General features: G+C 46.5%; 11 protein-coding genes and 1 pseudogene. All 12 read right to left on the bottom strand.

Annotation, left to right across the window (positions count from 1 at the left end):
- Window positions 1-22: 22 nt before the first annotated feature.
- The gene (locus WD312_03035) at window positions 23-1,405 is read right to left on the bottom strand and encodes a hypothetical protein (GenBank protein ID MEX2564062.1); all 1,383 of its coding nucleotides are present in this window, start codon (window positions 1,403-1,405) and stop codon (window positions 23-25) included.
- Between the two features lie 70 nt (window positions 1,406-1,475).
- Entirely contained in the window at window positions 1,476-2,672 is a 1,197-nt protein-coding gene (locus WD312_03030) for a hypothetical protein (protein MEX2564061.1), read from the bottom strand.
- A 116-nt stretch (window positions 2,673-2,788) separates the two neighbouring features.
- Window positions 2,789-4,552, bottom strand: coding sequence for an alanine--tRNA ligase (locus tag WD312_03025; protein ID MEX2564060.1), 1,764 nt, complete (start codon window positions 4,550-4,552; stop codon window positions 2,789-2,791).
- 67 nt (window positions 4,553-4,619) lie between these two features.
- Complete coding sequence (locus tag WD312_03020) at window positions 4,620-4,868, bottom strand: MGMT family protein (GenBank protein MEX2564059.1); 249 nt, start codon at window positions 4,866-4,868, stop codon at window positions 4,620-4,622.
- 85 nt (window positions 4,869-4,953) lie between these two features.
- On the bottom strand, window positions 4,954-5,325 hold the full coding sequence (locus WD312_03015) for a hypothetical protein (protein MEX2564058.1): 372 nt from the start codon (window positions 5,323-5,325) through the stop codon (window positions 4,954-4,956).
- Between the two features lie 48 nt (window positions 5,326-5,373).
- Complete coding sequence (locus WD312_03010; GenBank protein ID MEX2564057.1) at window positions 5,374-6,210, bottom strand: ATP cone domain-containing protein; 837 nt, start codon at window positions 6,208-6,210, stop codon at window positions 5,374-5,376.
- A gap of 8 nt (window positions 6,211-6,218) precedes the next feature.
- Window positions 6,219-7,373: a tRNA 2-thiouridine(34) synthase MnmA gene (gene mnmA / locus WD312_03005; protein MEX2564056.1), complete on the bottom strand. Its 1,155-nt coding sequence runs from the start codon at window positions 7,371-7,373 to the stop codon at window positions 6,219-6,221.
- 116 nt (window positions 7,374-7,489) lie between these two features.
- Window positions 7,490-8,500 carry an endolytic transglycosylase MltG gene (gene mltG / locus WD312_03000; protein ID MEX2564055.1) on the bottom strand — a complete coding sequence of 337 codons (1,011 nt, stop codon included), beginning with the start codon at window positions 8,498-8,500 and terminating at the stop codon, window positions 7,490-7,492.
- 1 nt (window position 8,501) lies between these two features.
- Window positions 8,502-9,746: a hypothetical protein gene (locus WD312_02995; protein MEX2564054.1), complete on the bottom strand. Its 1,245-nt coding sequence runs from the start codon at window positions 9,744-9,746 to the stop codon at window positions 8,502-8,504.
- A 110-nt stretch (window positions 9,747-9,856) separates the two neighbouring features.
- Window positions 9,857-10,903, bottom strand: a complete 1,047-nt coding sequence (locus WD312_02990) for a sigma factor-like helix-turn-helix DNA-binding protein (GenBank protein MEX2564053.1) — start codon at window positions 10,901-10,903, stop codon at window positions 9,857-9,859.
- 167 nt (window positions 10,904-11,070) lie between these two features.
- Window positions 11,071-13,743, bottom strand: a complete 2,673-nt coding sequence (locus WD312_02985; GenBank protein MEX2564052.1) for an alpha/beta fold hydrolase — start codon at window positions 13,741-13,743, stop codon at window positions 11,071-11,073.
- A 33-nt stretch (window positions 13,744-13,776) separates the two neighbouring features.
- A pseudogene (locus tag WD312_02980) lies at window positions 13,777-14,490 on the bottom strand (class I tRNA ligase family protein).
- Between the last annotated feature and the right edge of the window lie 147 nt (window positions 14,491-14,637).

The raw sequence follows: 14,637 nt of genomic DNA, 5'->3' as shown, positions 1-14,637 counted from the left end.
TTCGTCAGTTTCTCATTGAACCCTACGATTCAGGGGTCGGTTCGGTGTCCTCTTCGTTGACAACTTCACTATCTAATTGGATAGAGATCGTTATGTCATCGTGGTCGCTTGGAAACGACATGAGCCAGAAAGGCTGTACTGAGGCACTAGCTTCTTCGATCTCGCTGAACCGTGACAGGGCACTTTTTAGCCTGCCTTTATCCCGTCCGCTTATACTATCCTTTATAGCGTCTTCGTCAATGTTCCATACAAAGACCGCACTTCCCGAAAGCGTGCCGTTAACTGTTGATTGCTGCGGACTGTAATTATTGTTTGGAGTGAATGATAGATCGTTAAGATTATTTACATGAATAGCTGATGGATCCTCTTCGTCTGATAGCAGTGTTTCGGCTAGGAATTGCTCAAGCTCTTCTCGTGGGAACATAACTGCTCGTACAGTGGCCTCCTGTTCCAGCGTCGCTTCACCTCCATCAGTAGACTTCTGCTGAGTTGGGCCAAAGCTTATGGTAATTGTTTCAGGATACAGTATGAACCGATCCGGGATCTGGCTCTGTATGCTTGCGGTCGCCTCCTCTTCTAATAGAACTCTGAGCTCATCTTCGGCACGATTTTTATCATCGTCATTTACGATTCCGCGCTCTCCAACAAAACCACCGGTGATCGGACTTGACACCATTGCGTAGACGTCTTCATAGCTCGGATCCCCAACAAGCCCCGGCACGGTAAGTTCTCCCTCTGTAAGGTTGTATTCTTCTCCCGGCTCACTTGCTCTCACTCGAACGGTTATCTGTCCGGGAAGTGTGTCTTCCTCGTTCTCGGTCATGCCCGGTATTCGAACAGCCTCAGTTATGTGGTAGATGTTTCCGTCAGATGATTCAAATCGGGTATTAACCATTAGTGGAAACTCACTGGTTGTATACTCATTGTATAAAGTAAGTTCACCAACAGCTTCTTCAGATACTTCGCCGGTACCACTGATACTGACCTTCGTGCTTGCATCTGTACTTATCGACACAGTTTCAAAGGATATATCACCATCTGGTCCGGCTGAAAGTGGAAGAGAGGCCTCGTGGGTCTCTTGCTTCGGGGTAACAATAATGTTGGCGCTTGTAAATAGTGTTGACGCCGCAAATACAACGACGAGTAAGGAGATTATTGTAACCAACCATATTCCCCACATCGGAACATGACGCCGTGGCCGAGAGCGTATCGGCTGTCTCACGGCATACTTCTCTCCCTCGTTTTCAGGTTGGGTTCCCGGTGTTGGTGCCGAAGATGTTTCATCTGTAGTTCCTGACCCATAGTGGGGAGTTTCAGCATCCTTCTCTTTGTGTTTCGGGAGCGGCACATTTCGAATAGAGCGTCTCTCGGGCGGCACAACGTCTTGCATGTCTTTTTTTGGCATAGTAGGTTGGTTACTTTATTTTTTTTATTATAACGCGGATCATGTTTATCTGTGAAGTGAAGGAAATGTATCAAAGCTCATTGTCTGCCAGCACGATCGCTTCAAGTGCGATAAACGAGTCCGGCTGAAATGTCTTTGGAAAGCGAAGTCGCCTGGCCAGTTGCCCGGCTTTTAGCTCTATCACCTGATGTTTGGCATTTTCTGATCCAGCATTTTGTTTTGTAAGTTGGTCGTGGAAATAATCCGTCAACCCCACACCGGCGACAATGACCACCCGATTGCCTACATGATGTTTCTCTTTAATAGTGTCTACTGTATTTGAAAAATCTGTAAACCATTCATGAGTGTACTTCTGAATATACTCATTTATATTGCTGTGAGTCGATGGATTCAGCACAGAAAGATCATGCATCGCCAGTGCGGAAGCCGCTGCTTTGGTACCAATATGAAGTGTGTCGGCAACGTGGTGGACTAGACCGTGTGTGCCCTTGGTAAAAGACAAAACATCTCGAATTGAACCGTCATGAACGGCAGATATAGTTGTAGCTTCTCCGCTGATATCAACAAAGAGTGCGTTTGAAGTTGTGGTGAAGAGATCACGGAGCGCAAAGAATGTGATCAGTGGAAGTGTGTGATATGACACATTAGAAATATCAAATGTCTCGCCGATCAGAGATTCGATCTTGTCTAAAACTGACTGTTGGACCGCACTAACGTAAAGTTGAGCCTCAAATGAAGTAGTTCTCTTATTGACTGGATTCTCTGTCGTGTAGCCGTTCAATTTTGACTGGAGAATAATGCTTTCGACGATGATCGGAGATTCATTCTGAAACTCATCAGAGAATAGCGACGCTCCGTTAACAACCATCTTTTGCTTCTCCTGTTCTTTAAGACCTGTGAGGAAATCATCCGTGATAACCCTTTCTTCTTTATAATCCTGGCTTATGTGTGGGGTGCGCACAGCATACCAAGGGGCTGTAAATGTAACGGTAATGTCACTGAGTTTTCTCGGTGCGTCGAGTCGGGTAAGCTTTTCAAAGCCCGTAGAGCGAACTTCTTTTAAAAGTTGAGCGAGTGTTTTAGTAAGTGAAGATACTGTCCCCCGATGGTCTTTGTTCTCCTGCGTTTCAAAAGGAATGCGTTTTTGGTACACGATCTTCGGTTTCCGGTCTGCGTCAGTAACAATAAGAGCGCACGCAGCACTTCCGCTACCGCACTCGATTAGAAAATGTGTCTGCGTATCGTTTTTTGAAAAAAAGGAGAACATGAAAACGTAATGTGTATACAGTATTTAGTATACAACATGCGTAATGTGCTATCTAGGTGTGCATAAAGACCATTGATCAATACACGCCCAGTAGTCGAGTGTAGGAGCCGGAGTGGTTATTCGAGTACTGCTTTGATGCGGCGCACACCAGCTGAAGCTGATTCTTCTTTTTTGATTCGAAAAGTGCCGGTTAACTCTCCGGTTCGATTAACATGTGGTCCGCCACAAATTTCTTTGCTGGCGACTGTCTCTCCATCTCCTACTGAATACACAGTAACTTTATCGCCGTATTTACTTTCAAATACTCCTTGGGCGCCTTCCGCCTTTGCTTCTTCTACGGTTGTTTCCTTGCAGGTGACCGGCAGATCCTCTTGTATCCAAGTATTTATAAGTTTCTCAACATGCTGTTTTTGTTCGTCAGTAAGTTTTTCGCTATGTGAGAAGTCGAAACGAAGTCTTTCTTCGGTGATGTTCGATCCCTTTTGTTGCACGTGCTCACCAAGAACTCGCTGAAGTGCTGCATTGAGAAGATGGGTTGCAGTGTGATACTTAACTTCCATCTCACCCCCACCACCAAGTCCGCCTCTAAATTTCCCTGCTGACGCGGTTCGGGATTTTTCCTGGTGTTCTAAAAGTTCCTTTTCAAATCCTTCTCTGTCAATAGAAATGCCTCGCTCCTGTGCAAGTTCAGCCGTCATTTCAATCGGGAAGCCGTAGGTGGCAAAGAGCAGAAATGCATCCTGCCCGGAAATGTCACCTTCGATCTTCTCTAATTTTTTAAGGCCTTGTTGGAGTGTTTTCTCAAACTTGGCAGCTTCATCCTTGATAACCTGTTCAATGTTACCTTGTTTCTCAGTAAGTTCAGGATAAGAACTTTTGTAAACCTTAGTAACGGCGCCTACAAGGTCTGATACCTCTTCAGCTGAAAGGTTCTTTGCTGTTGTTTTAACGATGGCTCGTCGCAATAGACGGCGAAGTATGTATCCGGCATCTGTGTTTGATGGAAGTACACCGTCGCCAATAAGAAATGTGGCGCTTCTTATATGATCCGCTATAATTCGCTGTGCTCGCGGGTCTTGAGAGAGGTCTCCTGCTGCTTGCATTAGATCCCTAAACACATCTGTTTCAAAAATACTTTCTTTATTCTGTAAAACCGCCATGAGGCGTTCTAATCCTGATCCGGTGTCTACATTCTTCTGTGGAAGTTTTTCAACGACTCTTCCGTTCTCTTTTCGATACTCCATGAAAACATCGTTCCATATCTCAACAACCTGCTGATCGTTGTCTGCTTTTTTAAATTCCTCTGGAGTCAGGTCCCCTAAACCCTCCTGTGTGAGATCGTAGAACATTTCGGTACTTGGTCCACACGGACCGTTCTCGCCGGCACTCCAGAAATTACTCTCACCTAAAAAATAAATGCGATCTTCCGGAACTCCCGCTTTCTTCCAGAATTCTACAGATTCAGTGTCCCTAGGTGATTCGTCGTCGCCTTCGTAGACCGTCACGTACAGTCGCTTTGGGTCGAGTCCGAATCCTTCATCGGCATTGGTTAAAAGTTCATAGCTCCACGCAATAGCGTCCTCTTTGAAATAATCACCGATAGACCAGTTGCCAAGCATCTCAAAAAAAGTTGCGTGTGTTTTGTCGCCAACCTCATCAATATCGGTGGTTCGTACGCATTTCTGTACACTCGCAAGTCGTCTGCCTTGTGGGTGTGAGCCTTGCAGGATGTACGGCACAAGAGGCTGTACACCGGCAGTTGTGAATAAAGCCGACGGATCGTTTTCGGGCACAAGTGATACCGATGGGAGAATTGCGTGCCCTCGCTTTTCAAAAAAATGTAAGAAACGCTTGCGTATTTCTTCAGACGTAAGTGTCATATGTAGCTTATACTAGCGTATCAAAGCGCTGTGTCAAAATTTTCTAAAACTTTTTGATCAAAGATCTCTAGAGGGATTCTTGAGCAAGGATCTCTCGTTTTTTATCTGCACCTCGATTATACCCACCGGCGGTTCCGTCTGATCGAATAACTCGATGACACGGAATATCCGGGTCGTAGTTTGTGCGCATGATAGCGCCGACTGCTCGAGCAGCTTGCGGGTTGCCGGCTCGACACGCAACCTCTTTGTAGGATAGCGTCTGTCCGCTTGGGATATGGCGAACAACAGCAAGTACATTAGTGCGAAATGTATTCATAATTAATCTAGTATATCAAACGTATAAGAAAACGGGCGTCTGTGTGTCGACGCCCGTCGTAAGCGACTCTAAAAGTCACTCACTGCTATGTGTTTTGATAAGAAAACCATCCGACATGGTCAGCGATCTCCCCTTCCCGGACAAGTTGTTCAAGATGTTCTTCGTTTCGTACGCTCAGTAAAACCCAGCGTTCGTAATGTGATGAACATTCGAACCACTGCGCGAGTAGCTTTCGACAGTGTTCTACGAAGTGGTAGACGAGAAGATCCTCATTCGTTGTTTGTGCAAAATAGGCATTTCGTTTGCCAAGCGCTAGACGGCACTCGAGAAGAATGAATGCCTTGTTAACGATCGGTGAAGTGTATCGGTCACATTTTGCTACGGATGTTGTATACCGTGTTTCTAACGTTGATGCTGTCATGGGCACCCCTTCAAGTGAAAGGACAATGAGATCCATTATTACTATATACCCTTGTGAATGTATTTCAAGAGAGGTTGGCGTGCTTTATATACACAGCTCACCTGCTTCTTCCCGGACCTCCGTGATCTCAGCAGTGGTTAGTCCGGCAGCCCGGAGCAGCTCGTCATCGTCCTTTACCATTCGACACAGTACAGTGTTATTTTCAAGTAAAGACCGCTTTGCGGTGTCGGTAAGCGAAGTAAGACAGGTGATCGGATGAAGTCCGCTCTCTTCGATCAGGTCCTGTAGATTGCCTGTTGCCGGATAGTTCCAGCCTACCATTGAGAGTCCTGCGCATGCGCCGTATTCTATTGCTGAGGATGTAAATTTTGTGTTGGTTACCAGCCATCCCTGGTCAAGGGTTCTGCCTTCAATGCCGGGTATTGGCTGATCCTTCAGGTCCTCAAAACGGGCTTTGACGTAAAGCGCTGTTTTGATCCCGGACGATATGCCGTGTTCGTTATGAAATTTAGCCTCCATCATGATCAACGAGTCGTTTGTATGAGCTATAACGTCTATCTCGTGCTCGCCGCATTTGCCGCGCATAATAACGCCGGTGTGAGTTTGATACCCTTTTTCTGTAAATATGCGAGCAACAAATTGCTCAAAAGGAAATCCGGTAGGACCCATACCTATTACTGCGTTACGTAGACTGTAGCGGCTGGCTACGCTTTTCTTTTTTCTGGCAAGTACCTCGAAAGCATGCTTGTATATCTCCTTGGTGGTCATGCCGTCATTTAACTCCTCACGTATATGAGCAATAACTTCTTCAACGAGCTCCGGTTCTGCGCCCGATCTAAGCAGTGAGTTCTCTAGTTTCATCGGGACAAACATTTCTCGTTCCCCGTTTGCTTTAATGATCTCGATTTGTTTTTCTGTCATTGTTGGCATTATACGTTACTCTGCAACGCTTCGAAAGGTTTTTGAAAGGTAGCTTTCGGAACTGTTTTCTCGATGATCCCTCCCCCAATACATTCTTGATCTTTGTATAAAACAAGTGACTGGCCCGGAGACACTGCTTGCTGCGGCTCGGCGAATGTAACCGTTACCCCTTTTTCGTCTGTTGCTACAATTACTTTGCGGGTGGGTTGGCGGTAACGGAACTGTGCGTCGTATTCACCGTCGATACATTCTCCTCCGATCCAGTTTACCCGCATAAGAGTTAGCACGTGAGTCTGGTCTATCGCTGAGCGCTGGTCCTGCTCGGCTACTGTTATGGTGTTAGAGGTAGTATTTTTTGTAACCACATACAAAGCACCGGTCGTAGGTGTTTTCTTAGTTACTTCAAACCCGTGCCGCTGTCCGAGTGTGTAGAAAAGAGCTCCGTCGTGGTGTCCGATCTTCTCACCGCGTAGATTTAAAACATCACCCGGCTGTGTATCAATATAGTGGGAAAGAAAGCTTTTCATATTAAGCTTGCCAAGAAAGCATACCCCTTGGCTATCTTTTTTTGTCGCGACCGGCAACGCAAACTTTTTTGCAAGTTCTCGTACTTTCGGTTTCGTGTATTCACCAACAGGAAATAGTGTTTTAGAAAGTTGGTCTTGCCGCAGTGTCCATAGGAAGTATGACTGGTCTTTATTAGTATCGACACCTCGCAAAAGTGTATGTTCCCCTACTTCAGACGTGTTATCCGTAAGCCGCTGTCCTTTTCTGCAGTAATGGCCGGTCGCGATGCCGTCAGCTCCACGCGCAAGTGCTTCATTAAGAAAGGCACCGAATTTTACCTTCTGGTTGCAGAGGACATCAGGGTTCGGTGTTCGCCCCGATCGGTATTCCTCGATCATGAGATCAGCTACGCCTTGTTTGTACTCATCCTCAAGATCGATCGTTGTAAACGGAATATTGAGGTGAGCTGCAACCTGTCGCGCGTCTTCGCGGTCAACCGGCGCTCGACACTCAAGAAAGTCCGGTTGCCACGTTTTAATGAATGCCCCGGTCACCTGATACCCTTGTTCTTTGAGAAGTGCTGCGGATACAGCACTGTCCACCCCGCCGGAGAGGGCGACGTAAATATGGGGAGTATCTTGATTCTCACTGGGCATGTCAGTACTATGCCATAAATAGCATGGCGTATCTAGTGTCTGTAAACTGTACCTAGCTTAGCTTGTTAATATGTAATAGTGCCCGGGATACTACATACTATATACAAAATAAAATACTAGTTTACGTATAGATTCTTAAGTCTCACATGCTCATCATGTGTCTCTGAGTAGTACATGTTCCCACTTCTGTCTGAGAGAAAGAAGAGATCGTTACTTTCAACAGGGGTAACGGCGGCTTCTATTGAGCTGAGTCCGGGATTAGCAATTGGTGCCGGCGGTAGTCCTTTACGGGTATACGTATTGAAAGGGTCGTCTGCTAAAAGATCAGCTGAGGTAAGTTGATACGTGTGCTTGCCGTTCACGTGAGAAAAGACAGCGTCAACTTGAAGCGGCATTCCGATCTCAATTCGATGCCAGAGCACACCGGCGATACGTCGCCTATCCTCCATTTTATACGCTTCTCGCTCAAGAATAGAGGCCATTATGATGATCTCGTTGAGCGATTTGTCGAAGGCTTGGATCTCCTCATCTAATTCCTCGATCCGTTTTTTAAAAGTGGTGTGCATCTTTTCAATCAAGCGCTCTTCGGATATCGTCGGCTGAACCTCATAGGTGTCCGGAAATAGTCGGCCTTCTAGCGGACGAGCAAGTTTTATAAAGTTTATGACATCGAAATCTATCAGTTGATCATCAAATCGTTTTGCCATTTGAAAAACGTTGTATCCCTCCGGTATTAACACAACACGGTTCTTCATGTTGTAGTGACCGTTCACAAGTCGATCCGCTAGATCAAAGGTGGTCAGGGGTTTTTCGAGATAGTAGTCTCCAGACACAATACTCTTATCATTTCCTCTAATAGCGATCACGTAACGAAAAATACTTGCCGACCGGATTACCCCTTTTTGCTCAAGTGTTAAGGCTATAGTGTTAAGCCCCGTACCCTCTTCAATGTGTATTATCTCGTCGGTGGGAAAATATGGCGACGGCAAGATAAGAACGATCAGAGTAGTAGCCAGAGCAAAGGAAAAGACAATACTACCTCCACCAACAACACGCCAAGGATGATCTCCAAGCCATCGTAAACCATAAATTACTTGCTGTGCTGCATTTTGAAATAACATCTGCATATTATTCTGTTGGAATGTTTGATGGAGCTTCTCCTTTTCGTGAACTTACTCGGTTGAGTGTTGGAGTCTGAACCACTGTTCCGGGTATATGAAAGATCGTTGCAAGTTCTTCTGTGGTAAGAACGATCGGCTTTTGTTTGAAATACTTGTATGGTTCAGAAAAGTAGGATCGCCGACGCCATGCATCGAGGTATTGACGCTCCTTCTTACGTCGGCGAACATTTCGGAAGTCTTTCCACGGGTGGCTGAAGTCGGTTTTCCAGTTGATCCGGAAACCGTTCATGTTGTTTGAATTAAATTGTTGCATCACTCCGAGAAGTCCGGCGATCGTACCCGTATCGAAGTTATCACCTTCAGCAACATAGAGTGTTCGCACAACAGCATCAAAGGCTTGCTTGTCCAGGCTGCGGTGAATAGCCTTGATCGAGTCCATATCTGCTTCTGTTATAGGCATGTACAGCCCTTTCTCTTTGTCGACCAAATATTGGTCTCGTATTTTCCCGGCCTCCCTCTCAGCTTCGGCTCGCCAATCAGGGCGCGGGAAAACATAACCGTCCTTCATGCCCATTTTTTTGTGAGCCTGAATCACGATCTGGAACCAAAGTTGCTCCTTGGGCTTAAGTGACCCGAGTAGTTCAAGTACTGATGTAAGCGGGTCATCTTTCTGCTCCTCTTTGTCAGCCTTCTTGTCTAATCCGTAGTCTATATATGTTTTGATGGGGTATGCGACCGGCTTTGTAAACGTCCATTGGAAACCGACCATATTAAACTTTTCCGGATCATTCGTGATCTTGGTCGAGTAGTCTTCTGCTTCAACCACTTCAATACTTGGGTACTGAGCGTAAAGTTGTGACTCGATCAAATTTTTGAATTTTTGCCAGGTCCAGATATAGAGATGGACATACCCACCAAGTGAAACCAATTCTATAGAAAACCACGGCGGCACCTTGCCGTCCCAGTACGCCTCCGCAAACGATTGAGGCTGACTCTTCTGGTAGAGCGTATTGAACACCATCTCCATAGCGGCCGGTGTGCGTGAGACCTCTCGGGGAATGCGTATCTCGAGTAGGACAGGTACTTGTTTGCTGATAAAGTATGCGTGAATATACTGGATCCAGACCTGCCAAAATCCTATGATGAGGATAACAGGAATCCAGATAAAAGAGGTATCGAGCAATACCTCTGCGACGAGTCCGGCAGATTCACCGTATTGAGTACTAATAAATGAGAGCAGTTGATCAATCATAGGTGAGGTCATTATACCGAGCTTGTAGTAAATCACCAACTTTCACACTTTTTCTACATAGAAAAAACCACATCCCTCTGAGGAAATGTGGTTTTTTGAATGAGAATTGATTATTTAGCGTTCTCGAATCGCCCGTCAGAGCGTTTTTTAAAGTAACGCGGGTTTTGAAGATTAACCAGAATAGTATTTTCCTTAACGTAGCGCTCCTTCATTACTTTGTCGATGATCTCGTCTTTTGTGAGAGGTCCATTCTGCTGGAGTATTTTTTGAATAACGTCTTTCACAACTCCGCTGACGTATCCCCAATCCTTGAGTGCATAAAGACCGCGACCGACTAACACAAAGCGTGAATCCTTAATAAGTTCGTTGTGAGTGGTGGCAACGTGCGCCTTTTTGTTAAATAGTTTTTCAATAGCTTTTGCAACCTCCTCAAAGTGGATCGGTGAGCCGTGCTTTCTCAGGACGAGATAGGCATAGTCACGCATTCCCTTGGCGTTGATGTTTGGTGAATGAGCTATTCCCCATTCGCCAAGTGGGTTGCGATCGATCTTTTTAGAGATACCGAGCCATCGTTTAGCGATCTCATGGTTTTTGTATTTTTCAGATGTGTTGCGCACCTGGTCAAGAAACTGAGCCAGCATCTCTGATTCAGGAATAATGTCGTCGTCATTAAGATTTTTGTAAAGCTTATCGAGCGCCTCGTGGATCTCGTCAGCGATCTCGTTGTCTACATGCCAGCGATGATGAAATTTCTCATCTTCTTTGTAACGGGTAAATTCTTCGCCTACAACAAGGAAAAAGTGCACATGATTTTGTACGCTTATGCTTCGTGAAACGATGTTCATGAGGTCGCGCTCAGCAACAATACCGCCAGATGATTTAAGAAGATTCTTTAACTCAGTGAATGTTTTTCGCTCTTTTTCGTATTGTTTTGACTTGCGAATCGTCTGTATCGCGTAGTTCTCGATCTGACGAACGCGCTCACGGGTGATACCGTATTTGGTCCCGATCGCTTCAAGCGTCATGCGGTCAGTGTTCTTCCCAAGGCCGTATCGGCAAATAAGGATATCCCGAGCGCGCTCAGGTAGCACAGAAAGCAGGCGTTTGGTGACCTGCTTTGGCTGGAATGATAGTGTGGCTCCTTGCTGTTTTTTCATATTCGTAATACGTACTATAATATAAGCATATAAAGGAAATAGTGTCAAATATTACAATGCCGCCAAACGGTGAGCACTGTCACTGAGGAAGGCCTTGGTAAGCTATTGACGTAGATTTACTTCTGTCTTTTATACAGTATCACGAACCTGGCAAAAGGGCAAATTGCCTACTTTGTATCTGTTGCGATACTTACCAGTTTTCCTGGGACATAGATCTCACGAGCAACCTTGCTATCACCTACCCAGCGCTTAACCGCATCTCGAGCTTTAGCTTGAGCGATAACCTCTGCCCCGGGCATGTCTTTGTTGATCTCAAACTCATCACGAACCTTGCCGTTTACCTGAATCACTATTGTTACGGTGTCTTCCACTAGTTTCGTCTCGTCGTACACCGGCCAGTCACTTGTATGTACAGAGATCTTATTTTTAAGCACATTCAGCCACAGTTCTTCACACATATGCGGAGCAAGCGGCGCGAGAAGCTGGACAAGAACAGTGTACACAGAGCGATCAATGTTCTCTTGCTTATCAAGTTGATTCGCGAGCACCATAAGGGCTGATATTGCCGTGTTGAAGCTGAATGTTTCAATGTCCTCAGTCACTTTCTGAATGGTTTGATGCATTCGAATCTCAATTTTTTTGTCTGTTTCGGTTTTGGTATGAGTTGTTTCATCTTGTACTTTTTCCTGAAGTCTCCACACCTTTTCCAAAAAACGCCTAACCCCGATAAGGTTATCAGTGTTCCAGCCACCTCCCTGATCGAACGGCCCCATAAACATTTCGTACGTTCGGAAAGAGTCCGCACCGTGCTGTTTGATCACATCGTCAGGATTTATGATGTTGCCGTAACGTTTGCTCATCTTTCGTCCGTCCGGACCGGCGATCATTCCCTGGTTCTTAAGCGTTGCGAATGGCTCTGTAGTAGAAACAGCGTCTATATCGTAGAGGAACTTGTGCCAGAAGCGTGCGTAGATCAAGTGTCGCGTCGCGTGCTCAACACCGCCAACATACATATCGACCGGCATCCAATGACGCTCTTTTTTCTCGGAAACAAGTTGCTTTGTATTGCTTGGGTCAATATAGCGTAGGTAATACCAACAGCTTCCTGCCCACTGTGGCATGGTGTTTGTTTCCCGCTTTGCCTTCTCTCCACACTCAGGGCAGGTTGTGTTGACCCAGGAGTCGATAGCAGCAAGCGGCGATTCCCCTGTTCCGGTCGGCTCGTATTTCTTTACATTCGGCAACTCAACCGGTAGGTCCTTCTCCGGGACCGGCACGACACCACAGTGTTCACAGTGCACAAGCGGAATAGGTTCACCCCAGTAGCGCTGACGCGAGAAAACCCAATCATTGAGACGGTACGTTACCCGTTTTACTCCGCTAGCCGTCTGTGTGATCAGGTCTTGTACATGGTCTGAGCTCATACCGTCCCAGCCGCCTGAGTTTACGAGCTCACCCTTCCCGCTGTAGGCGTAATTACCTGTTTTAAGACGATGTATCCACAGGTCGAGCTCGGCACACGGACGAAGAGTTTTTTCAAGATCAACGATCGGTGTCCAGACCGGCTCATGCTTGGCTTTCTCCTCCTCAGTAACATCGTCTTTTTCAAGATCGCTAAGGCGGAAAACGAGGGCTTTCGTGTACGCGATTCGATTTACCTCTTTGTGGGCTGCGTAAAATTCCGCTCTGACTTCGTCGCCTAGCTGGTCTTCAAGTATTAGATTCTTGTAGCCGGTCTCCTCATAGATCTCGCGGCGAGCAGCTTCTTCCGGGCTCTCTCCTTTCTCTATTCCGCCAATGATCAGTGTTTGCCAATCATGTTCTTTCCAGCGCAGAGTTACTACGGTGTCTTCAGATGGATGCTTAACGATGCAGTGCACAACATATCGCGGAGATACCTTGGCACCCTTGCGCGGCGGGTTTGTTGTGTCTACTCTCACCGGACGTATCACTTGCCGGATCGGCAGGCCGTACACTTTGGCGAATTCCCAGTCACGTTCATCGTGCGCCGGTACTGCCATGATCGCCCCGGTACCGTAGCCGGTCATAACATAGTCAGCAATATAGACCGGTATTTCTTCGCCGTTGGCCGGATTTTTAGCATAGATACCTTCGAGCTGAACACCGCTCTTGGCTCTGTCTTGAGCGGTACGTTCGAGCTGAGTTTTCTTGTTTGCTTCTTTTTGGTACTGCGTTACTTCTTGCCAGTTTGTTATATTTGACTGAAGCTCATTTACTAATGCGTGCTCCGGAGCTAAGACCATATACGTTACCCCGTAGATAGTATCGGGCCGGGTAGTAAACACCCTGACCTCTTCAAGGCATGCGTTAAGGATCTCAGGCTCACGAGGACCGCAAAAATGCTCTTTTCGTGCTACTACAGAGCGAAGTTCTCCGGCAGTTGCTTCTGCCAGGATATCTGCTTCTCGAGTAGGTATGATCGGGTCATTTTGATCGTGCAGTATCACAATACGTCGCGCATTATCACGAACTTTCTCGAGGTCGAGGTTCCAGCTAAAAGTATCGACGAACGGTTGATCTTTGCTATCTAAGAAATTCGGTTTGGTAAAACTCCCTACTAAGACCATCTTCTTTATAGGTGTCTTGAGTCGTTCAGTAATGATCTGTCCGACGACTCCTCCCAGGCTGTGGCCAACAAGGATCGTATTTTCGGTGAAGTGGCAGGTGTCGAGCACGTGATGGACCTGCTTCTCGATATCCGGATTCTTTGTTTTTGGTAGAGTCGGCGCCTCGACCGAATGTCCGCGCTTCTCAAGCTCGCGGGCAAGCCACGGGAAAAAGTTCTTTTTAGGTGAACCTTCAAAGCCGTGCAGAAGCACATAGTGGTTCTTCTGGGTTATCGGAAAACTGAACTCAGCTCCTTCTGAGCGTCCGATCCAGTTACGCTGAGACTCCTTGATCGACTCCGGCCAGTCCAGATCAGTCAGGTCTTTGAGTAGACGGTCGGCATAGTCGGTTATTTTCAAAACCCATTGGCGCATTGGTCTCTGCTCTACTTCTGAACCGCATCGTTCGCATACGGCCGCCTGCCCTGAGTCTGTCGAACGGGTCTCAAGGTCTTCATTGGCGAGCCCTGTTTTACAGGACGGACACCAGTTTATCGGCTCGAATGACTGGTAGGCTAATCCCTTTTTGTACATCTGAAGAAAAGTCCACTGTGTCCATTTATAGTATTCCGGATCGGTTGTATTTATCTCACGTGACCAGTCGTAGTCGAGCCCGATCATTCCTAGCTGCTCTTTATAGCGTTTGATATTTTTTTTGACCGCGGTCTGGGGTTGAGTCTTGTTTTTGATGGCATAATTCTCGGCCGGCAATCCAAAAGCGTCCCACCCCATTGGATGTAGGACGTTGTAGCCGTTCATTCGTTTGAAGCGAGAGTAGATGTCGGTGGCAATATACCCCTTCGGGTGACCCACGTGCAGCCCTTCACCGGACGGATACGGGAACATATCCAGAACATACTGAGTAGGTTTCTTTGAGCGCTCAGACGTTTTGTATATACCATCTTTCTCCCATTGTTTTTGCCATTTTTTTTCTATTTTGTTTGGGTCGTATTTCTTCATGTGACTACGTGGTTTGTGATTCGTACTATACCGTAAGTAGGAACCGCCAGCAAACAAGCCAAACGGGTGTTTGTAGGTAACAACACCCCTATACGTAACAAATAAACACTAAAGACCCCGGTCTTTAGTGTTTATTTTAACTAGGCG

This window comes from Candidatus Paceibacterota bacterium (assembly GCA_040905715.1).
In the GTDB taxonomy this organism is placed as follows: domain Bacteria; phylum Patescibacteriota; class Minisyncoccia; order Phycocordibacterales; family CSBR16-193; genus JBBDHZ01.
This window is presented reverse-complemented; position numbering and strand designations above follow the sequence as displayed.